The organism is Pseudomonas sp. M47T1 (assembly GCF_000263855.1).
In the GTDB taxonomy this organism is placed as follows: domain Bacteria; phylum Pseudomonadota; class Gammaproteobacteria; order Pseudomonadales; family Pseudomonadaceae; genus Aquipseudomonas.
On the sequence record NZ_AJWX01000024.1, the window covers coordinates 1 to 21005 of the forward strand.

The 21005-nt window shown below is 56.3% G+C and carries 13 protein-coding genes and 4 pseudogenes; 6 read left to right on the top strand and 11 right to left on the bottom strand.

What is annotated here, in order from left to right; translation table 11 throughout:
• Nucleotides 1–125 precede the first annotated feature (125 nt).
• A complete protein-coding gene (locus PMM47T1_RS21575) occupies nucleotides 126–3065 on the top strand; it encodes a DEAD/DEAH box helicase (protein WP_008372986.1) in 2940 nt (979 codons plus the stop codon).
• 595 nt (nucleotides 3066–3660) lie between these two features.
• Here the strand turns inward: PMM47T1_RS21575 and PMM47T1_RS21580 are convergent.
• The 3 genes from PMM47T1_RS21580 to PMM47T1_RS21590 all read right to left on the bottom strand — a co-directional run bounded on the left by PMM47T1_RS21580 (nucleotide 3661) and on the right by PMM47T1_RS21590 (nucleotide 8609).
• Nucleotides 3661–4467, bottom strand: a complete 807-nt coding sequence (locus PMM47T1_RS21580) for a hypothetical protein (RefSeq protein WP_008372988.1) — start codon at nucleotides 4465–4467, stop codon at nucleotides 3661–3663.
• Nucleotides 4468–4542: 75 nt separating this feature from the next.
• The gene (locus tag PMM47T1_RS21585; RefSeq protein WP_008372990.1) at nucleotides 4543–6546 is read right to left on the bottom strand and encodes a UvrD-helicase domain-containing protein; all 2004 of its coding nucleotides are present in this window, start codon (nucleotides 6544–6546) and stop codon (nucleotides 4543–4545) included.
• Complete coding sequence (locus PMM47T1_RS21590) at nucleotides 6543–8609, bottom strand: ATP-dependent nuclease (protein WP_043301370.1); 2067 nt, start codon at nucleotides 8607–8609, stop codon at nucleotides 6543–6545. Before PMM47T1_RS21590 ends, PMM47T1_RS21585 begins: the two co-directional genes overlap by 4 nt.
• A gap of 310 nt (nucleotides 8610–8919) precedes the next feature.
• Here PMM47T1_RS21590 and PMM47T1_RS21595 point away from each other — a divergent pair.
• Nucleotides 8920–9234, top strand: a pseudogene (locus tag PMM47T1_RS21595) (DUF7693 family protein).
• Nucleotides 9235–9418: 184 nt separating this feature from the next.
• Here PMM47T1_RS21595 and PMM47T1_RS21600 read toward each other — a convergent pair.
• Together PMM47T1_RS21600 and PMM47T1_RS21605 are read right to left on the bottom strand one after the other, a co-directional pair.
• Entirely contained in the window at nucleotides 9419–9637 is a 219-nt protein-coding gene (locus tag PMM47T1_RS21600) for an antitoxin Xre/MbcA/ParS toxin-binding domain-containing protein (protein WP_008373002.1), read from the bottom strand.
• Between the two features lie 332 nt (nucleotides 9638–9969).
• Nucleotides 9970–11112, bottom strand: coding sequence for a hypothetical protein (locus tag PMM47T1_RS21605; RefSeq protein ID WP_008373004.1), 1143 nt, complete (start codon nucleotides 11110–11112; stop codon nucleotides 9970–9972).
• Between the two features lie 261 nt (nucleotides 11113–11373).
• Here PMM47T1_RS21605 and PMM47T1_RS29230 point away from each other — a divergent pair, with 261 nt between their 5' ends.
• Nucleotides 11374–11742, top strand: coding sequence for a hypothetical protein (locus PMM47T1_RS29230; protein ID WP_177323399.1), 369 nt, complete (start codon nucleotides 11374–11376; stop codon nucleotides 11740–11742).
• Between the two features lie 225 nt (nucleotides 11743–11967).
• A pseudogene (locus PMM47T1_RS30630) lies at nucleotides 11968–12087 on the top strand (DUF7740 domain-containing protein); the annotation flags it as partial.
• 151 nt (nucleotides 12088–12238) lie between these two features.
• Here the strand turns inward: PMM47T1_RS30630 and PMM47T1_RS21615 are convergent.
• The 5 genes from PMM47T1_RS21615 to PMM47T1_RS21635 form a co-directional block, all read right to left on the bottom strand.
• The gene (locus tag PMM47T1_RS21615; RefSeq protein WP_157213065.1) at nucleotides 12239–13303 is read right to left on the bottom strand and encodes a hypothetical protein; all 1065 of its coding nucleotides are present in this window, start codon (nucleotides 13301–13303) and stop codon (nucleotides 12239–12241) included.
• A 115-nt stretch (nucleotides 13304–13418) separates the two neighbouring features.
• A complete protein-coding gene (locus PMM47T1_RS21620) occupies nucleotides 13419–14174 on the bottom strand; it encodes an isochorismatase family protein (RefSeq protein ID WP_008373008.1) in 756 nt (251 codons plus the stop codon).
• Between the two features lie 48 nt (nucleotides 14175–14222).
• Nucleotides 14223–16619 (bottom strand): membrane-bound PQQ-dependent dehydrogenase, glucose/quinate/shikimate family, encoded by a 2397-nt coding sequence (locus tag PMM47T1_RS21625; RefSeq protein ID WP_008373010.1) that lies wholly within the window; start codon nucleotides 16617–16619, stop codon nucleotides 14223–14225.
• A gap of 98 nt (nucleotides 16620–16717) precedes the next feature.
• Nucleotides 16718–17923: an MFS transporter gene (locus PMM47T1_RS21630; RefSeq protein WP_008373012.1), complete on the bottom strand. Its 1206-nt coding sequence runs from the start codon at nucleotides 17921–17923 to the stop codon at nucleotides 16718–16720.
• A gap of 12 nt (nucleotides 17924–17935) precedes the next feature.
• Nucleotides 17936–19033, bottom strand: a complete 1098-nt coding sequence (locus PMM47T1_RS21635) for an aldo/keto reductase (protein ID WP_008373015.1) — start codon at nucleotides 19031–19033, stop codon at nucleotides 17936–17938.
• A 162-nt stretch (nucleotides 19034–19195) separates the two neighbouring features.
• Between PMM47T1_RS21635 and PMM47T1_RS21640 the strand changes: the two genes are divergently transcribed.
• Complete coding sequence (locus tag PMM47T1_RS21640; RefSeq protein ID WP_008373016.1) at nucleotides 19196–20089, top strand: LysR family transcriptional regulator; 894 nt, start codon at nucleotides 19196–19198, stop codon at nucleotides 20087–20089.
• Between the two features lie 3 nt (nucleotides 20090–20092).
• On the opposite strand, the pseudogene PMM47T1_RS21645 reads toward PMM47T1_RS21640, so the two are convergent.
• A pseudogene (locus tag PMM47T1_RS21645) lies at nucleotides 20093–20407 on the bottom strand (SDR family NAD(P)-dependent oxidoreductase); the annotation flags it as partial.
• On the opposite strand from PMM47T1_RS21645, the pseudogene PMM47T1_RS21650 reads away from it, so the two are divergent.
• Nucleotides 20405–20947, top strand: a pseudogene (locus PMM47T1_RS21650) (SLC13 family permease); the annotation flags it as partial. The pseudogenes PMM47T1_RS21645 and PMM47T1_RS21650 overlap by 3 nt on opposite strands.
• Nucleotides 20948–21005: the final 58 nt, after the last annotated feature.

A 21005-nucleotide genomic window follows, 5' to 3' on the forward strand; every position in this document is an offset into this window, starting at 1 on the left:
CCTTAGGTTGATGACGAAGACGCTGTTATCCGCGTCCACGCCGAGCTTGAGTCGTCTGCCGGCGGGCGCGTGCTACTATATCGCCAACCTACCCCAGAAGCTTTTTCAGCCCTCAGGTCATCGCCATGGACGACGTAGCAGTAACGCATTTGGATGTTTATCAGAGCTGGCAACACCATCTCTTCAATTTCAGTCTCGATGATTCCAAAACCAATACTCCGGGGCTGCGCAAACCACAGCTGGCTGCGTTATATGCAACGTTGGGGCATCTGGTCGTAGACCCCTCAGCCACCGCTACCGTCGTGATGCCTACCGGTACGGGGAAGACCGACACCATGCTCGGGTTGATCGTGGCCGCGAGGATGGCAAGAACATTAATTCTGGTTCCCTCGGACGCCCTCAGAACTCAGCTGGTGGGTAAGTGCACCGGGATGAAAACGCTCCGTACGGTAGGAGCAGTATCGGATATCGCGCGCAATCCTATCGTTGCAGCCATCGGTTCAAAGCTTTCCGAAGCGCAGGTTGCTGATTTGGCTACAGCCAACATCATCGTGGCTACGCCCCAGGCCTTGCTGTTATTCGAGGAAAAAGCTCTGGAAGCGCTGGTGAAGATGTGTAGCCATCTGATGATCGATGAAGCTCATCACGTGGTTGCAGCCAGCTGGAACCGCATCAAAACCGCATTCAGGGGCAAACCTTGCATCCAGTTTACCGCGACGCCCTTCCGCGAAGATGGTCTGGCACTGGCTGGCAAGATCATCTACAACTACCCGCTACGTGATGCGCAGCTTGATGGGTATTTCAAGGGAATCGAGTTCCATCCGGTGCGTGAATACAACCTCAAGCTTTCCGACCGAGCCATTGCAGGCAAGGCTGTCGAACTGCTCCGAGCTGACCTCAAAGCAGGATTCAACCATCTGATGATGGTGCGCGCCAAGTCGCACAAGCGGGCCACAGACCTGTTTGAGATCTATAAGCAGCATGCCGACCTGACACCAGTGCTGATCCACAGCAAGGTGCCTAACCAGGCTAGGGTCATGGCGGCAATCGTCAGGAAAGAACACCGAATCATCGTTTGCGTCGACATGCTTGGCGAAGGCTTCGATCTGCCGGAGCTTAAAATCGCCGCCATTCACGATCAGCATCAAAGTCCTGCGGTTACGCTCCAATTTATCGGAAGGTTGACCAGGGTAGATGCAGCCCTTGGTGATGCAAAGTTTGTGGCCAACATCGCCAATCAGAAAACCGATCACCAGATGGCAGCGCTCTACAAGGAGAGTGCCGACTGGGGTGCAGTCATTCGTGATGTCAGTGAACAAAAAGTCAGTCGGGAAGTTGAGAAGGCCGACTTCAGCGAGCAGTTTGCCAACGGCGATGATGCCCAGGTAATTTTTGGGCTGAACCCGACCCCTAAAATCAGCGCCGTGGCGTACCACGTCTCCCCTGAAAATTGGAGACCAACGCGGGCGGAAGATTTGGACGGGCGCAGAGAAACTCTGCAGTACATGTCAATCAACGAGGAGGCGGACACGGTGATCGCAGTGACTCGGCGAGAGTCGTTGGTTGGGTGGGCTCAGACCGAGGAAATCGTTGATACTAACTGGATCCTGTACCTTGCCTTCTACAACAAAGCGCAGAAAACCCTCTTCGTCCACACCTCTGGTGAGGACACTCAGGCAACCCGCTTCCTAAACCTGGTGGCCAAAGACTCTCGTCGTATCAATGGTGAGCCTACCTTCCGCACCCTCCATGACATTAAGCTTATGAAGCTGCAAAACGTTGGACTATCTCGCGCCCGCAAAGACCTGCGTTTCACGATGCACGTGGGGCGAGACATCAATCAGGTGATCAGCGACATCGAGACGGGCAACGCGACCAAATCCAACATCTTTGCGACGGGCTTCGAGGATGGGGAGCGTACAACCGTAGGCTGCTCGCACAAGGGTAAAATCTGGGAGATGAATTCTTCCCCGATCAACTACTGGGTCGATTGGTGCAAGCGCATGTCGGTGAAGCTTAACGACAACACCATCGACCCCGCCGACGTACTGAAAAACGTCATGCGTGTAGAACAAATCAAAGACAAATGGCCCAAAGGCCTGTTTTACGCTGACTGGCCTTTGTCCATCGCGATTGAAAACGAACAACGGATCTCGCTGTATTTTCAAGGAGAGACATTCAATCTCCTAGACGTACAGCTCGGTAAGCCTGAGTACAGCAGCGCACTGACGTTGGAAATACCCGTATTGGTCGAGGGCCATGACGGCGAAGAACGTCGACTCACCACAATCGCGATCAAGCTGTTGGAGGACGGCTACAAGACCTCTTGCCTAGGTATGAAGATCCTCTACCCTCACGAAATGCCACTGGACTCCTACCTCGATGGGGAGCCGCTTGTATTACTCAAGGTCGACGGCTCCATGGTGCAGGGCAATTACCGTCAATACTCGCTCAACAGCATGGATGTGAAGCTTCCTGCAGCGTTGCTTGAAACTTGGGATTGGGGAATGACGAAAATCCATCAAGAGTCCATGCGTGCGGAGCGACGAGAGGACTCAGTGCAAGGCTTCACCTTCGCCAAGATCGCTGATGACTATTCCATAGTTTTCAATGACGACGGCAAGGGCGAAATCGCTGACCTGGTGGCGATCCGCGAGGGCAAGGACGCGATCTATGTAGACCTATACCACTGTAAGTTCTGCCCGATGACGGATGGGGCGGCGGTGCCCGGGGCGCGGGTAGCAGATGTCTACGAAGTATGCGGTCAGGCGTCCCGATCAGTGAAATGGCTATGCACGGATGAAAAATTCTTCAACAGATTGATGGATCGCTACCAGCAATCCTTGCTTAAGGATTTTGACAGAATGTTGAAAGGCACGCCTCAGCAGCTGGAGATACTGCGTAACAAGTGCCATGACCACGAGCTAATCTTCAAGTTTTTCATCGTGCAGCCCGCCATCTCAGCTAAGAAGGTGTCTCAGGAACAGCTTGCTGTGCTCGGTACCAGCTACTCATACATCAAGAGCATCTCGGGATCGGATATCAAAGTGATCGTGAGTCCGTAAGGCATCAATGTTAGCGGGGCGGGATGATTCCCGCTGCCCACTGCCCCTGCCCATGGAGCTTGTGTTTCCATCGCTCAGGCTCCTCAGTACCGGGGTGCGCACACTTCAAGGGCGGTTTGCTCGTGCTACTCAGCGCTTCGGAATATCGCCGGCGACTGGGGGGATTCGACGACCCAGGGTGCCATCAAGAAGCCCGCTACCAGCTAACCGGTGAATCTGCTCGTGAGCCCACTGCATGCCGGTACCGTTTTGGTGGCCCTTCACAGAGCCTTGGTGAGCAACTTTCACGGCTTCGTCCCTCTTCGATGGGTGTTCGGTACTTCCGGGGCTGCGCGGTGAGCTGAGCCGCCGGGATCAACCGAGGCATCCTCATCGGTAACGTACTGACAATTTGCGAGCTAGCTTAGATTCTCTAGTCAACTGTGACAAAACCGCAAAAACTAAGGTAAATCTTAGTTTTCAGCTTCTGATCGTAGGCAGTGGGTTGCCTGACAGAATGCGTACAAGGCTCTCCCAGCACTCAACATTTGCTCGGTCGCGGTGAGCCCTTCAAGACCGCAGCTTGAGTCCAGGGCCTAATCGACGCATTCCCCACCTACCCTCGCTTGCGAAGTATGCGCTTGGCCGTTGGCTCATTTCTGACGATGAGCAGCTCGGAGTCCAAGACTGTGCGCGAAATAAATGCAAGCGTGCGAAGCGTAGGCTGGGCATCGATTGCCCGCGCGACCTCATCTGGGTTGACCGACTTGTGCCCGATCAGGCGCCGGCTTCTGCTTTTACGGAGCGCGTCGACGATCAGTTGGCCAAGTTGGCGAATCCCGCTCTCATCCAGATCCCGGGTGGCTCGTTGATCCCGGGAGGTACCTAGAAGATCACTCATCATGTGGGTTTTGACTCGCGATGGGTCATCCGAACACAGGTAGGCCACAGGATGGCTATTGAACACAACGTAGTGCTCATCATCGTCAGGCAGCACGCCGATATCATTGGGGCGGAACCCGAAAGAGTTGTCGACGATTTGCTTCGACAGGTAATGCGTATTGAGCTCGGCGCTTAGATGGAACGCAGGGGCCACGTAGTAGACTTCACTGCCCGTGCTTTCGAGCTCCAGTAGCAAATCATGCTGCGCGGAATGCCGTAACGCATGGAGGTGCCAACGGTAGTAGGCGCCCCCCATCAGCGTATATTCCTTGCAGTTTGTGCGCTCCAAGCGATGGCTCAGCTTGAACTGCAGAAACAGTGGCGATCCGAAAGGAATCTTCACGTCGTAGCCGCCACCCGGTTTTCCCTCCTTCTGCAGTGAAGGAAACTCAGGGGCAGCCACTACATGAGTGCTAGGCGCTGTGATCAGCTCGTTGGTGAAGGCGAAGCCGTAGGAAAATTCTGACATCTCGGGTTTCATTATTGCTGCGTCCTTGCTGTTGGTCATTCATGGCAAAGCATCGGGCTTTAATGTCTGCATAGTGGCGGTCGGTGACTAAGGGGCAGGTGCTGACGCTGCAAGCTCCAGAATTGACCAGCCAGCTTTCTCAAGCGCAACCCTGCGCTTTACACCAGTAGCGCCCTCCCCCAATGAACTCTGCCGTATGGCCAAGCACAACATGTGCGACGGACGGGTCATCCCGACGTACATCAGCATCATGTCTTTCTTCGCTGTTTCCTGGGGCCTCTTGGTAGCTGCTTTTTTTCCCTCAAGACATGGCATGAGTTTCTGGATGAAGTGACTGCCCCTGAAGGTCTCCAGGATTATCGTCGCGGCGTGTGTCTTACCCTTTTCCGAGTGAATGGATGACATCCGGATGTCGACGCCGGCAGAGACATCCTGGAACCTGTAGGTGTTTACAAGGGAACCCCCTGTTTCTCCGGCTTCGGTGGCAACGGGAGCGGGCTCATAAGCAAGGTATTGGCGCCCCAGGAGTTCAGCTGCCACTCCCTCAGAATCATAGAGCGCGGCAGCCAGTACCATGAGTTTCGGTGCGATGACCTTGACCCAATCCTGCTGCGTGATTTCGGACGGCACAAACAGCATCTGCTGGAGACAATCGCGGTATTGAGCGAAGGCTTCGTGCTTAATCATGAATTTCTCATGCACAGCGGCTTGGTGCCGACCTCGGATCTGAACCAGGCTGCGAGGGAAAGCCAGCTCACCGAGGTTGATCAGACACGAGGCCAGTAGCTCAACGGCCGAGTTGGCCGTGGGCTCCTTCATCGCATAGCGGCGTGCTATATGTGCGCCCTCGGCGAACGTGCGGGGCTTAAACGACGTCTTAGTCATGTCAGACCGATAGGATGGCCAATAATGCTCCAAGGCTTTCGGGTACTGGTTGGGTTTGAAGTTCTCAAGCCGATGCACGGCGCCGACGGCGAACACACCTTTTTCGCGGATATCTTCCGGCAGATGTTTCAGCACCAGCTTGCCGAATTCGTCCAGCACTCCGGTTGCATCCTCGTCCGGAAAGACGATGATCGTGTGCGGGATGGTGCTGGGTTCCCCTTCAGTCCGCAGCCCTTTCAAGCCATCCGTTATCGGGACATAGGCAAACGTGTTGGCAATCGATGCAATGGCCTGATCAAAGCGGAAGCTGCTGGCGATCTCCAACTGACGTTTTGGGTCAGGGAACGGATCTGATAGTGGTGTCTTCCTGTCGAAGATTTCCTGGTTTGGGTCGCCGACGCGGATGACCCGAACATCTGGATCATCGTGAGGAAAGACGCGTTGCAGTATGCCCGCCTGGTCAGGTTGGGTGTCCTGCATCTCATCGATCAACACGCACGGGAAGCGCAGACGCAATGCGCCGCACACGCCTGGTTCTTGGTCGAGTAAGGCGTGGCCCAGCACGAACACTTCATCGAAGCAGAAGTAACCTGCCTTGGCAGCGCCACCCAGCGATTTCACCACACTTTTGTAGGTGGCGGTGTGCGGTGCAAAGCCGATATTTTCATCCCCGAGTGGATGATCGAAATCGGCAGACCGGACTCGCAGGCTGTGGAGGCTTTTGTGCTTCATCTCAAAGGCCGTCTTTGCACCGAAGTGCTCGCTATCCGTCAGCTTTCTTCGGCGTGCCTTGTGCGTGAGGTCATCGTCAATGGCCAGCAGTGCAATCCCTTTCGAGCGCAGCCATGGCGAAGCCAAGAATCGTCCGGTGAAACCATGGATAGTGTCGATATAGTGAGGGAAGCGCAGCAGCCGTTGACCTACTTCCGTACCGCCGAGGCGTTTCTCGATCTCTTCCCTGGCCGCGTTGGTGTGTGAAAGCACGCAGATACCCTGCATACGGCTCTTCCAGTGACGAGCCAGGATGGCCAATTTCGCCACGACCAGCGTCGTCTTGCCGCTTCCCGGGCAAGCCGCTACATCGATGGTATCCATGGACTTCAAGAAATCACGACGAGGCTCGTCCAGCGTTTCCAGCCCCATAAGCTTGATGACCCAATCCACATCGGCATCAGTGATGGGGGCAACCAGTTGGCTAAGCGTCATTCGTCGACCTCATCCAGCGGATCAGTTGAGCCTGCCGGTGCTGCCGGCACCACGAGGTTGTGAGCTGGGCTAGAGGTTGTGGTCAGTGCGGCACCTCCGGTTGCGTACTCGATCGCGTGGACAACATAAGTGGGCAGCAGCCCACGCAGCGTCGTGGCGTCCAGGGTTTTGTTTTCAAACCGCTGGTCGATCAAATCGATCAGGTGCTGGGCTGCGATCGCTTTAGAAGCTCTTTTGAACAGTTTGTAGATCGCGGAACACCGAGCATCCTCGGTGGTATAGGTGGTCTGGATCTTGTCGAAAGCTGTCCGCGCCTTCTTCAGCAGCGTGATCTTGGTCTCCTTGCCTTCGTCGATCTTTTCCTCATTGATGGCAAGGTATGCGGCATGGTGGACTTCCTGCGAAAGACCCTTGAACGCTAGGTCGTACTCAAGCGTCCAGTGATCTGCAACGTATGTGCGCACGCATTGCCCGTCACTTTCTGCTCGCTTGTCGCGGTGCTCCTTGAGGCCTTTTTCAAGGTCAGGCGCAGTGGCACCGAAGTCTTTCATCGCGCGCCAGCGTCGATCGGATTTGTCTGGCCATACAGCCCCTTTTACTCCCTTCAGGCTCAAAATCTCGGGTGCACAGTCCGGCATCACGTCCATGTCTGTAATGCAGGCGGTAGGCACCGATATCTCCCCCTTAGAAGTGTCTTTCCGCTGCAGGATTTTCGAATACCGGCGCAGGCCGACGCCGCCCACGTTGATAATCGATACACCATGCTTGGTGAGATCTTTGCCAAGTCGCCGAGCGAGTGACGGCAGCAGAATGGCCTCGGCATCACCTTCTACGACCAGTAGCCCCTTCGCGAAGAACAGACCCGCTTTGGTAACGTCCAGGAAGCGGCTGAGGAAGCGATAGTCGTCAGGAGCAAGGCAGGTTTGTTCTTCCGCAAGGGAGAACGCTTGCTGCCGCTGCATCAGAACCAAGTTCTGCAACGGAATTTTGGAGCTTAGGTTGGGGCTGTGCGTGGTCAATATGACTTGAACCGGCCTCAAACCTGTAGGTGGCTGAGCCGCAGCCTCAAGAAACTCCATCAATTGGAGTTGGCGCTGAGGATGTAGGTGCGCTTCTGGCTCTTCGATGAGGAGCAACGGAAGTCCGTCGGGCTCTTTGCCGAGCAACAGTAGCTCACAGGCCATGAACAGCACGTTGTTCGAGCCCAGCCCATAAACGCCGCGGGCTTCACCTGTGGCGTGATCCAACAGCCCCAGCTCCAAACGCTCTAGGATCTGTTTGAGTTTGGCGGGATCCGTTCCCGCCTCCCCGAAACCAATGCGACTTGTCAGTGGCTGACCAGCAAGGGAGAGCGGACGCAGGTAGGTGTCGTTGATTTCTTTCTGCGCGGAGACGATGGCGCCGTGGCTGTTCACCAGGTGGCGAAGATAGTCGCCCATGCCTGCAATGCTGAGGGCCTCAGCGTCAGCAAGGTCAGCTGGAAGCGCTGCAGGATCAAAGGCGCTGCCGGCGTCAATGTTCGGGAAACTACTGAGTACCTGAGACAGGCGGGAGTTTCTACCCGGCGACATCTCTCGTTCTGCGTCGCGTAGCGGTTTCAGGTACGCGGTGGCCAGTAGTTGCCGTACACCCACGTCCAACGACGGGCCTTCTCCGTTTTCACCCGAGCGAACCGAGATGTCGACCCATTTACGGGTGGAGGCGGAGGCAACGATGCGGCGAGCCGACCAGTGAACGTATAGCCTCCCAACGCCACCCTTGTAGGTCACATACTCAGCGAAAGCGCCGAGTTCCGCGGGGCTCAGTCCTTCCAGCGTACACCTGAGGGTGATGGCTTCCGCCTGGGTGCCATCGTTGGCGATGTGAAAGTCCTCGATCTGTAGCCTGAGATACTCAGCATCACGTGTCTGCAGAACGTAGCGAATCGCATCGATGACTGCGGTTTTGCCCGCGTCGTTTTCACCTACGAGGGCTGTCACGCCTTCGTTGAACTGGATGTTCAACGCATGACCGCCTTGGCCGAACTGGCGGAAGTTTTCGATTTTCAAAGCCGAAAGGTACACAGCGCTACCCTCACCTGATTCAGTGGCAGGGAGAGGGTCGCTGAGCGTCAACCTGACCGATGCTATCCCTCCCTGGATGCGCTAGCTATATGCCATGAAAAAGCCATTGGTGCTAGACGATTCATCCGGTTGCTGCCGGATCGTGATAATTCGGCATACTCGCGTGGGCGTATAGCCGCTGCGAGTATCAGTGCGGCACAAATTGATGGCGGCGTAGCCCGCGCAAGACGTCAAGGTTCATTTACGATGCTGTCGGCCCAGGCCGGTCGCGAACAGGCCGAAAGCATCAATACGCACAGGAGCTTTTCGTTTGGCAGCAAAAACACTAACAGCCCGCGAGGCCTATCAAATCCTGCGAGACATTGCCCAAGGGGTTCGCACCATGCGCCGCATTGGCCAGCAGTCGTGGGCTGAGATCTGCTGTGGCTTGATGACTGTCGAGGCCGACGGCTGGGTGTTCACGTTCTACAACGATTGCGACACCCTCGATTACTGCGACAGCTGCTAAAGCCCCGAGGGACGTGCTTACGTTTTCGACTCGCTGCAGTCGTACAGTACCGACCCTGTGGAGCTGTTGAGCACTAGGGAGCAGGTCACGTTAGAAAAGTTGCTGAGAGACGCCTAGACGCCCCGCACTCAGCATAGATCGAGAAGGAACTAACCTCACCCAGGGCGACTCAGGAGGCGCACGGCCAATTCGCCCGATGGGCATATGGAGGTTTACATCATCAGGGTGTGGCTGGCTTGGCAGCCCTGAGCCGAATCAGGCTCGACATCTGACACGCCTCTAGAGCGCTGTTCGCTGACAATCAGGCGACAAACCCGTGATCCAAGCGCCTGATTAACTCGATAGCCATGTCCGTCTCCAGCCTGGTCGTGACCATAGCGGCAGGAGCTTTGCCGCCAAATGCTTTTACCGGACGTGACATCCAGTGCATGGCTGCGTCGATATCGCCGCTATACAAACGCTTCGCTGCGTCGAGCACTTCTAAATAACGGGCCTGTTGATCGGGGGGCAAAGTGCTCATGAGTACGCTCCTTCTGCGGTCTGATCCTAGACTACACCATCGCCATCCGCTCACTGTCTCCCCCTTATAGGCGAGCCTGGTGTCAGTTTCAGGCGTGCCTATTACTACGATCCCGGCATGTGGTTACGGTGGCCTGAGGCTGGCGTCTCAGGAAATGTGTAAACCAGTTTTTTGACGTGTAAAGCGGGGTGATTTACACATCAAAAAGTTGGTTTACACACCGGGTCGAGGGCGGTTTCAAGCTAGATCTTCACTTCTCTCCCGGATTCCCTCCCCTTATCCCACTGCGTATCAGCACGCGTTGACTCAAGTCCACAACACCATGGTTTCCGTCATTCGCATGCGCGCTGCAATCGCTCAGCAAACAGAGGCAGATAAAGCTCAGACTCGGCTATTTGCCACCAAACCTTGTTCTCATCCTGGTCGGTGAAGGCCAGCAGATCGTGCGCCAGAAAGACCTCAAAGCCCGCCCTCGCGACCTTATCTTCGGCGGTGAACTCGTAAAAACCGGCTTGGGCAAGTAGCTTTTTGACGATCAGCGGCAGCAACCAAGCGGAGAAAATGAGGTGGTTATGGCGAGGCCAGATGCTTCCCTTCTCACCATTTGCGGGGCCATGAGCTGCGGCGTTACGAGCGGCACAGAAATCGTGAACCCAGGCGTCGAGCGGGCGACTTACGTGCTTGTCCCAGTGCTTGCACCACCACTGCTCGTCCAGATTTCCCTTATGCCAGATGGGCGGGTTCGGTAGCTCGTCGAAGTGTTCGTTGATGGCTCTGCGGAAGGCAGCTTTGTCATGCGGAACGTCAAGCAGCGTGTCTATGGCGACCCGCATCAGGATCAGTTCGGATCGTTCATCTATGGATGACGCATCGGTATTGGCTCTGAGGAAGGAAACGACCGCTTCGTCGATGCGTTCCTTAAGTTCCCCAACAGGTAGCTTGAGTAGTGCTTCAAGCAGTGGGTTGTCGAGCGTAATCCGCGAGCTGTTGTCGACGTGGTACGGCCGAATGAACTTGAGCCCTCCCCTGCCCGCCAGCATGTTTTGTGTCCCACCGTCACGCCGACGCGTGGTCACACAGGAATGAGCCGGTGACGCGACATCAAACCGCTGCGCAACGACCTGGAGTGTGTCGGCGTTGCAATAGTCGGAAGTTGAGCACAACGACCGACCTACCAGGGCAGAGAATGCGAAATACGAACACTGAACCAGTCGCTGCTGGATTTGGACGTCCGAGGCCTCAAGGCCCGGTGTGTCTTCGTCCCAAATGATGACCGCGGCTTGCTGGATCGTCTGTGAAGGCTGAGAGCCGACCCTTCGGTCGCCGTAGTTGCCTAGTACGCCGTCGAAAGCTTCCTGCGGTATACCCAGGAGTTCACCCGGGAGTCGACCTCGTTCGTAAGGGATCAAGCGGAAATCTGCGATTCGGAGCTCTCCAGCAGCAGATACCCAAGGTAGAAAGAACACCACCGCCATAGTAATTCCCTTCAGTTAGTCACAGGTTGAATGATCTTAGCCCGTCGATCAGTGCGCAACGCCGCTGGTGTCTGCCGAAACGGTGAGTACCTCGGAATTTACGGATGTCAATGTTACGGGGTGCTCGGCACGTTGAGGGAAGCTCGTACATGAGCCGTCCGACTAACACTGGCACCGCACGACCTTTGGACATAGCGGTTTTAGCCGCTGACTTTTTTCAAGGCAGGTAAGATAGTCAGCTCCTCATCGCGGTGATTACCCATGGACGATTTCGCCCGCCGTTTTGCTGAGCAGGGTTATGAACCCCACGCAGACGACTGCTCTCACCTTGTGAAAGCATTGAATGAACATCTCCACAGCCCAGGTGACTCTCATCGTCTTCGACGCCTCTATGACTCATTGATCGATGCTGCAGATGACGGCGCCGATGAAGGCCTCTTGCGGCATGCGACGGAGCTAGCGGACTTAGTGGCTTCGCGTATCGAGCCGGAGAACGGATGTCTCGTTCTCTACTCTTGTTCCAATGCATGGGCCGCGCCGTTAGAGCTCGCCTATTCAGAGCTCGTATACGGCGCGGCTTTCATCGCCCTACTTGCAGCCCTCATTACTCTCAGAGAGCTCAGCGCATGACCGATTCGAAGAAGCCCCAGAACAACCAGAATCACACACCGCCTCCGCCCCCCACGACTGAATATCTGCGAAGATCCGAAGAGCAGGTGGTCAACCGCACCACACCGCCAGGGAAGCGTTGATAATTTGTGCCGGCCTCGAAAAAGGTCGGCAATCCCAGATTTCCAGTGATACCCCTTCCGTAAAAAGGCCTCTGAAACGCTACCCAGTACCCCCGAGCCCGCAATGAACCTGACCCACGTCACTCTCGTCCTGCTTTTGGCCGCAAAGATCCACGGCACTGATGCAGGCGTCAGGGCAGCCGCGAAGAATGTGGTCAAAAAGCTTCCTCGCAGCCATCGCGAAACCTAGCGAGCGCCGATTCGAGCATGGCACGGGCCACGCCCAGCTATCACTTCGCCGATCACTGCACATCCTTGCCGCCCGCTGTAGAAGGCCGCGCGGGGGAAGTCGTTGTTCAACACTAGCGGTGCGCTTAGTCCTGAATAACAGCGCTCTAGTCGCGTACGCTGTCCTGTTCAGAGACGTTGCGATCTATCCAGGCGAGGATCAAATCGGCAATCTCAAGGTTATTTCTATCCTGCATCAGCATATGGCTATTGCCGCGAATACCCAGGCTCGGAGGATGAAGCATGTCGGCTACTCCACCGGCTCGCCGCAAACGATCAATAAGCCTCAAGCATTCGTCGAAGCGATCCTGCCAGCCGGGGCCCGAAATATAGGTGGGTGCCTCCAAGTGATCCCCATAGACGACGAGCAAGGGGATGCTGGCCAGTGTGTCTATCTGGGAGCTCGTCCAGCGATCAGCCGAGCAACTGCCTGGCTCTACCAAGATCATTGCTTTTACCGACGAGGGGTCCAGGAGTGCCGCTTCCAACGGGTAGGCGCCAGATTGCGAATGGCCGAGCAGAATGGCCCCACTCAAGGTTGACGCAAGTGTCGACAGCGCAGAAAAATTGGGATTGGGCGACGGCAATCCCGCGCTAAGGTCGGGAATACCTTGCTTGGAAAAACTTTGAACCGCCTCTACCGGATACTGGGAATCGGGGTATGGCGTCCCCTCCTCGGGGCCAAATCTGAAGTTAACCCATGCAGCAAACCGATCGCCCATGCGTGTAACCCTCGGCTGCTGATCCGACGTTTCCTCCCCAGCACCTACAGCATTGAAAATCGCTTGATTGAAGCCTGAACGTCCGCGCCCCACCTGATCAACCACATAGACAGGGAATGACCGACGGACGAAGTATTCGTACCAGCCCATACGGCCGTCTGGTGTGGTGTCAAAACTGTTCCCGCTGAGCCCCGCACCATGAACCATCACGATAGATGAATGGGCCTTAACAGGCGGGATCATATACTCGACGTACATCTGGTCAACAGTGACTCGATCCGCTGGACGCTGGCTCCCCAGTTCTACAAAGGTTTGTTCTACCGGGCGCCCCCCGACAAAAAAGCTGCCTCGCGCTTCAAGCACCAGGGGCCCCTGATTAGGTGTCGTATTGTTAATTTGGTCAGCCATAACGTCGTCAATTTCCGCAGTGACAATAAGTATCGAGCTCATGAGCATGAGTCCACGAGCCGCCCGTTTAATTTGTCGAGCCCAGGAACTCGGTGAGAGGGGCCAGGCGCATTTGAACATCCGAGACCAGCACCGACGTGAAGAACTGCCTGCGTGATCACTGTGGTGGCCTAAGCTCATCAAATGTCGCAAGGACATTGCTACTAGGCGGTCGAGAGAAATCGGGCGCAAGCTGAGCCGCCAGCGCCAGGACAGAGGTCGGGATCGCACCCGCCATCTCCATTTCATGAAGCGCCGCTGATTCGGTGCGCGCAGACTGGCTACCTATGGCATCAACAACCACGTAGACGGTGTATCCAGATTTCAGCGCACCGAGCACCGACTGTAGTACCGCTACCTCTGTGGCATAGCCAGAAACCACAAGCGTCTTTCTCTTATGCTTAGCCAAAGCGTCGACTAGGTTAGAATCCAGGAAAGTGCCAGCCATGACGCGTTGATAAGTGTTAGCCTGGTTCGTATAAGGGGCTAATTCAGGAATTTGCGGGGCAGGCTTACCGCCGATAGGTACGATGGAATACGTGACAGGGACATCGACCAGCTTCGCGATTTTCGCCAACGCTGCTGCATTCGCACTGAGAGACGACGGGGTGACCGATTTACTCCCCTGCGTTAGTTTCGACTGAAGATCAACAAACAACACCTGAACGTCTTTAGCATCGATATCGAACCGTTGAGCGCCCAATGCGTTCGGACTACGGTTGCGTAACTCAGGGGAGACTGTTGATTCAGCCTGCGCCAAGGCAGGAAACATGCTGCTCTCCAGCCCCGCCATGATTCCCAAGGTGAGCACTAAGCATCCAAGTTCGCGTCTGCGGCCTACCGGCGAGGCCAGGCGAGCGGTTAGTTTTTTCATGTCCGTGTGCTCTTTGTGCAGTTGAAAAGGTGAGCCCTTGCAGAGGCCTTATTCAGGCAGCGCGTACGCCACGATCTTCGTGCTCTGCCGGGTCTTCATGGAAAGCTTGCCGCCTGCGGAGATAACGACGTACTGCCTACCGTCGGACGTCTGATAGGTCATAGGAGTGGCTTGTCCACCCCCAGGGAGGCGTGACTCCCATCGCTGCTCACCGGTACGGGTGTCGAACGCGCGAAGCATTCCGTCTGCAGCCGCGCCAATGAATACCAAGCCGCTTCGCGTCGTGACTGAACCGCCAATGTTGGGAACGCCCATGGTTAACGGCAGGTGGGAACGTATGCCCAGAGGCCCGCTATCGCGCCCGGTGCCTAGCGGTTGACTCCAAATGGCCTTGCCACTGGAAAGATCTACTGCCGTGAGCGTGCCCCATGGCGGCGAGTTGCAGGGGATGCCCAAGGGAGAAAGAAATGGCCCCACGATGGCCGCAAAGGGCGTGTTCTTCATTGGGTTCATGCCTTTGCCCTGACTCTTGCCGTCGAACAGTTCGATGCCTTGCTTGTCTCCTTCGGCCCGCGTGAACATCTTGATTCGATTAGGCGTTCTTACCCAGTTCACCATCATGATTCCACGGTCTGCATCGACCGAAACTCCTCCCCAATTCACACCACCGCCGTATCCGGGGTCAATGATCGTCGGCCGATCCAGAGAGATAGGCGTCAACGTCCCCTCGTAGTGCGACTCTTTGAAAAGAATGCGGCAGACCATCTGATCGACAGGGGTCACTCCCCACATGTCTGATTCGCGAAGCGTCGCACCCCGAAACGATGGCATCCCCGTAGAGAACGGCTGCGTGGGCGATAACCGCTCGCCGGGCATAGAATCGCCCTGCGGCGTTGCCTTTTCGGTGACAGTTTTGATGGGCTCACCGGTTTCACGATCCAGTACGAAAATCTCGCCACGTTTGGTCGGCTGAATCAGCGCAGGTCGCGGGCCATTGGCGGTGGGAACGTCAACCAAGGTCGGTTGTGATGCCACATCGTAATCCCAGATGTCGTGGTGAGTGGTCTGGAACCGCCAGCGCAGCCGGCCAGTGTCCGCATCCAAGGCGAGCACCGAACTGGATATCTCGTCATCGAAGGATCGACGCTGGGCGCCGTAGTAATCGGGCGTGGCATTGCCCGTGGGTAGGTACACAAGCCCTAGCTTCTCGTCAGCGCTGATAGGCGCCCAGCTATTGGGTGTCGAGTGGGTATAAGTCTCATCACCAGCGGGTTCGTCGGGATTATCCGGGCGACCCGCGTCGTATGCCCAAGCCAAGGCGCCGGTCACGACGTCAAAGGCCCTGATGACACCAGAAGGTTCGCCCCAGTACTGCCCATCCATCACCGCGCCGCCGAATACGGCTTTACCACGGATAATCTGAGGCGCAGAGCTGACGTAGTTGTAGCCAAAAGGCACTTTACCCATGCCTTTATGCAGGTCTACGCGTCCATCCACACCAAAGTTGGGGCATGCCTTCCCTGTAGCAGCGTCGAGCGCGAAAAGCTCCGGTTTCTGGCTGGTTGCCAAGATCCGCTCAGAGCAAATGCCAGCATCACCTGGGGTGCCGACCGGCACCTTGTAGTAGGAAACGCCTCGGCAGGGCTTGCCACTCGGCGGCGTGTCTCCGCTCATATCGAAACGCCAACGCTCATGACCAGTTTTCGCGTCAAGCGCAACGACGACGTTGTAGCCACTACACGCATAAAGGCTATCCCCGACCTTGATGGGCGTTACTTCCATCCCGGCACTGCTGATTTCAGGCGCCGGGCCTAGGTCAGCCTCCCAGGCGACTTTGAGGTTTGCGACGTTCGCCGGCGTAATTTGCGACAGAGGACTGAAACGCGACCCACCTTGGTCGTTGCCGTAGTAATGCCAATCTCCACCTGCATCGTGTGTCAAAGGCTGCGTTAGGGTGTCTGGGGCTTTGGCTTGACCCCGTTCCCACAGCGGATCTATCGGGGCACTGGGCGCGATGGCATGAAACCCGAATCCTGCTGCAACGGCGATAACAGAACCAGCAACTAAGGCCTGTGCACCTTTAAAAGGACGCCCGCTCCAAGCAGTCACTACGAACGGCAGCCCCAATACCGCAGGAGCGACGAGCCGTGCGATCAGCCCCCACGCACCCGCCCCAACCTCAGCAATGGCCCAAGCCAATGTACCGACGAGCATTGCCCCATAGAGCCAGGCGCCCAGCACCTGGCCACGCCATGTGAAGAATGCAGCCGCGACACTGACTGCTCCTGCAATCAGGTAATAGAGCGAGCCGCCGTTGATTACAAGCAGCACGCCACCGACAAACAGCGCCAATCCATAGATGCCGATGAAAACAGCATGCAATCGCTGAAGCCCGAACATCCAGGAAGATCGGGGGTAATGGCCGAGCGTCTGCCTTTGATTCATAAGAAGATCTGTTCTCTAAGGTGATAGGTAGTCAACTTCTCTGCCGCAGATACCGTCGGGACTCATCGATCATTTAGAAGTCATCCCGGCTCAAGTGGCTAAGCACGGCGGTTTTCCGCCCAGCCCAGGACGCATGTCCCGACTGCGGCGATGGTAAGAATCGCGCTACTGCTCCAGAACGTAGCGATGGCGCCGTCCGCGTCGAAGACTACGCCGCCAAAGGTCGCGCCCAGGGTGATTGCAAGTTGCCCCGTGGCCACCATGAGCCCGCCACCGGCTTCAGCATCGTCGGGAACGCTATGGGCGAGCCATGTCCACCACGCGACAGGAGCCGCCGTAAAAACACCGCCCCAAATGGCGAGCAATACTGCGACCGCTGCCGGCGATCCACCGAAGATCGCAAGTGCCGCAGTGACGACCGTAAGGGTCGCGGGTAAGAGAAATAGAGTCAGATAGAGCCCTTTTTCGATAACCCTTCCAATCAGAAACGTGCTGATGAACCCCGATATCCCTACGACCAGGAGCATCATCGAAAGCCCGCGTACACTGACGTGGGTTATATGCTCCAAGAAGGGACGCAGGTAGGTGAAAGCTGAAAACTCGCCAACGAAAAGCAAGCACCACATGACTAAACCGAAAACAAACGACGACTTGCGCAGAAGGGAGAAGGGGCCCCTATCGGCATTCATCCCCTCGGCCGGGAGCTTTGGTAGCGTGAAGGACAGCCAGAAGAACGCGACCGCCACAACGGGCACGATACAAAAGAACGCGCCGCGCCACCCAATGACCCCGCCCATGAAGCTGCCCAGAGGCGCAGCCAACACGGCGGCCATGGCTGTACCACCGTTAACTACAGCCAGCGCTTTGGGAACTGCACCTTTAGGAACCAGCCGCATTGCAATGGCAGCCGACATTGACCAGAAGCCGCCTACCGCGATTCCGAGAAGCGCCCGGCCCAGCATGAACACGAAGTAATCAGGCGCGAAGGCCACCAATGCACCGGAGGCGATCAAAAGCAGGATAAGCGCCATCATGACCTTGCGCCGATCGCGTTTTCCAAGCAAAACCGAGATCAGCAAACTGGTGACGACCGCAAAAACTCCTGAGATTGAAATGGCCTGCCCTGCTTGTCCTTCGGACAACTTTAGAGTGTCAGCGATAGGGCTCAGCAAGCTGACAGGCATGAACTCGGATGCGACCAGCACAAAGCTGCACACGGCCATCGCGTAGACGGCACTCCACCTCGCTGGGTGCTCGACCGTGTCGTTGGCGGATCCTGCTCTCGACGCATTGACGCTTGTCATGAAAGGATCCTGTTATGTACGGTTGGCAGAGCGTCCTAGAGGAGCGTCGCTTCCCTCTGCCACAGGGTTGCGGCTTTCGGCACTTCCATCACATGACCTTGCGCGCTGGCCATTACCGAAGGCGCCATAGGGATAGCCGCCGGACTGCGGGCGGCTGACCTTCTCCAGCCTCTGCGTCGCTTCCTCGCTCAGGTGAAGATCGGCCGCGCCAAGATTGTCTTTGAGGTGTTCAAGGGTGCGTGCACCAAATATCGGGGCGGTCACCGCTGGCCGGTCGGCAAGCCAGCTAAGGGCAACCTGGGAAGGCGTCGCACCAATTTCCTCAGCAACCTCCACTACCGCTTCGATAGTCGCCCAGTTCTGATCCGACTCGGCGTATTCAGCCGATACCCATTGATAAAGCGGCTTCTCGGAACCGGCGCGGGTGTTGGCTGCAGGAACACTGCCGCGCTCATACTTACCGGCCAGGAATCCACCGGCCAGGGGAGACCAGGGGAGCAGGCCGATACCATTGTGTAGCGCTGCCGGAACGATCTCCCATTCGATCTCACGCGACAGCAAGCTGTACTGCGGCTGCAAGGTCACTGGAAGCGTGGCGCCGAGGCGCTGAGCCGTGGAGATGAAAAGCTGCAACTGCCAACCCAGGAAATTGGAGAGCCCGATGTAATGGATCTTGCCCGCGCGAACAGCGTCATCCAGAAAGAGGATGACTTCTTCAACGGGCGTCAAGGGATCCCAGGCATGCAGTTGATAGAGGTCAATCGATTTTTTCCCAAGGTTACGTAACGACTCCTCCAGCAATCGATTCAGCCCTGGTCTGGAGAGCCCAGCGGCGTTGGCGCCAGAGTGTGTAGAGAAGCGTCCCTTGGATGCGAGCACAACGGTATCGGTAATATCGCGCGGCCGGTTAGCAAACCAACGCCCCACTATCGCTTCGGACTGGCCGCCCATATAGACATTCGCCGTGTCGATCAAATTGCCACCGGCTTCGACGTACGCGTCCATGATCGCAAACGCCTCCTTCTCGGAGGTTTCACCACCGAAGTACATCGTCCCGAGCGCAAATCGCGAAACGATTGTGCCGCTGCTTCCAAGCTGTCTACGTTCCATTTTTCAATTCCTCATGATTGGTCACAGTCAGAGACCTGTTGGGCCCACCCAGAGCGAGCACCTGCTCGCTGCCGGGCTGCAAGTAGATAACCCACTCTAAAGTCGTACCAATTGCTCGTCTATGCGCTAAAATCCGCAAAGACTTGTGAATGAGAGCCAGTAATGTCCAAAGATCGAATCAGCGATGTACAGGCTTTTTTGGCCGTTGCACGTGAGCTGAGTTTTTCTCGGGCAGCGATCAAACTGGGGCTGTCACCCTCGTCGCTAAGTCATACGGTGCGAAGCCTGGAAGAGGCATTGGGTGTACGTCTGCTCACACGCACCACGCGCAGCGTTTCCCTGACAGAAGCCGGCGCGCAGCTACTCAAATCTGTGGCCCCCCGTTTGGCTGAAGTAGAGGCTGAACTTAACGCCATTGGCGAATTCGCACTCAAGCCCAAAGGCACTGTGCGTATTACGTCTACTGACTACGCGGTCGATACGGTGATATGGCCGCGCCTTACAAATGTGCTCGCTCAATACCCCGAGCTGAAGGTCGAGATTTCCATCGATTACGGCCTCACCGATGTGGTCGCTGAGAGATTTGACCTGGGTGTTCGACATGGCGACCAAGTTGCTCAAGACATGATCGCCGTTCGAATTGGGCCCGACCGCCGGATGGTGATAGTGGGTGCTCCATCGTACTTCGAGCGTGCTTCTCGGCCGGTAGATCCTTCGGACTTGCTGAGTCATAACTGCCTCGCATTGAGGTTTGCCAGCGGCGGGCTATACGCGTGGGAGCTGAAGAAAGGCACTCATGAAACCCAAGTGCGCGCTGAAGGACAGTTCATCTGTAACGGCAGCTCCCAACTTTTGAACGCAGCTCTTTCAGGCTTTGGCCTCGCCTTCGTTCCAGAGGATCTAACGACCGATTACGTTGCCGACGGTCGCTTGGAATACGTCATGGAGGACTGGTTTCCCACCTTCGCCGGCCTGCATGTTTATTACGCAAGCCGTAAGCAGATGTCCCGTGGCGTAGAAGTCGTTATTGATGCGCTGCGCTATCGCGACCGATAGTGATCAACGCATGATGAAACCGCCATCCACGGAGATGGATTGCCCAGTCACATAGCTGGAAGTGCTGCTACTCAACCAAAGAACAGCATCGGCAATTTCTTCAGGCTTGCCATGGCGGCCCATGGGTATGGACTTAACCATTCCCTCCATTGCCCCGCCCTGCCCCGCAGCCACCATGCTGTCAACCATGGGCATCCAGATCAGCCCTGGGCATACCGCGTTGACGCGGATGTTGCGGGCGGCATATTCAAGCGCGGCGCTCTTGGTAAGGCCGATCACACCGTGCTTGGCAGCGTGATAGTCGGCGCGTTCTGCGCCATCAGCTTCCTGCTTGGGTTCGTCATCGCCTTGGTGATGAACTATCCGCGCCTTAACCTACAGAAAGAACGAATGCTCGCTCATGCAGGTAACGCGATGGTGATGGTTCTGCTGGTATTCGCAGCTGGCGTGTTTGCGCGCATTTTTTCAGGCACCAAGATGGTCGATGCAAGTGCACAACTATTAGTCAATACGATCCCTCCATCATGGGGCCATCTCTTCCCGCTGGTCGTTGCCATCACGAGCATGCCGCTGACATTCTTGCTCTCGAATGACGCGTATTACTTCGGCCTAGTGCCTATTCTGGCTAACGCGGCAGCGGCGTACGGCATAAGCCCAATCGAAATCGCCCGGGCGTCTGTTCTCGGCCAACCCGTTCACCAAATCAGCCCGCTGGTAGCGTCTACGTTGCTGTTGGTAGGGATGATTGACCGAGACCTGGGAGACTTTCAGAAAACCACCATCAAATGGGCAGTGTTGCTTTCGCTCCTGATGACCGGAGTTTCATTGCTGACCGGAGCCATTACACTTTTTACGTGAGTTGAATACAGTGCCTGTCGTGCCATATGCAAGTGACTAGTCAGTGAGAATGCAAACG

What these genes read in the sequence shown, in the direction of transcription:
- PMM47T1_RS21575 (WP_008372986.1), top strand. Translation starts at nt 126, where the DNA reads ATGGACGACGTAGCAGTAACGCATTTGGATGTTTATCAGAGCTGGCAA.
- PMM47T1_RS21580 (WP_008372988.1), bottom strand. Translation starts at nt 4,467, where the DNA reads ATGAAACCCGAGATGTCAGAATTTTCCTACGGCTTCGCCTTCACCAAC.
- PMM47T1_RS21585 (WP_008372990.1), bottom strand. Translation starts at nt 6,546, where the DNA reads ATGACGCTTAGCCAACTGGTTGCCCCCATCACTGATGCCGATGTGGAT.
- PMM47T1_RS21600 (WP_008373002.1), bottom strand. Translation starts at nt 9,637, where the DNA reads ATGAGCACTTTGCCCCCCGATCAACAGGCCCGTTATTTAGAAGTGCTC.
- PMM47T1_RS21605 (WP_008373004.1), bottom strand. Translation starts at nt 11,112, where the DNA reads ATGGCGGTGGTGTTCTTTCTACCTTGGGTATCTGCTGCTGGAGAGCTC.
- PMM47T1_RS29230 (WP_177323399.1), top strand. Translation starts at nt 11,374, where the DNA reads ATGGACGATTTCGCCCGCCGTTTTGCTGAGCAGGGTTATGAACCCCAC.
- PMM47T1_RS21615 (WP_157213065.1), bottom strand. Translation starts at nt 13,303, where the DNA reads ATGAGCTCGATACTTATTGTCACTGCGGAAATTGACGACGTTATGGCT.
- PMM47T1_RS21620 (WP_008373008.1), bottom strand. Translation starts at nt 14,174, where the DNA reads ATGAAAAAACTAACCGCTCGCCTGGCCTCGCCGGTAGGCCGCAGACGC.
- PMM47T1_RS21625 (WP_008373010.1), bottom strand. Translation starts at nt 16,619, where the DNA reads ATGAATCAAAGGCAGACGCTCGGCCATTACCCCCGATCTTCCTGGATG.
- PMM47T1_RS21630 (WP_008373012.1), bottom strand. Translation starts at nt 17,923, where the DNA reads ATGACAAGCGTCAATGCGTCGAGAGCAGGATCCGCCAACGACACGGTC.
- PMM47T1_RS21635 (WP_008373015.1), bottom strand. Translation starts at nt 19,033, where the DNA reads ATGGAACGTAGACAGCTTGGAAGCAGCGGCACAATCGTTTCGCGATTT.
- PMM47T1_RS21640 (WP_008373016.1), top strand. Translation starts at nt 19,196, where the DNA reads ATGTCCAAAGATCGAATCAGCGATGTACAGGCTTTTTTGGCCGTTGCA.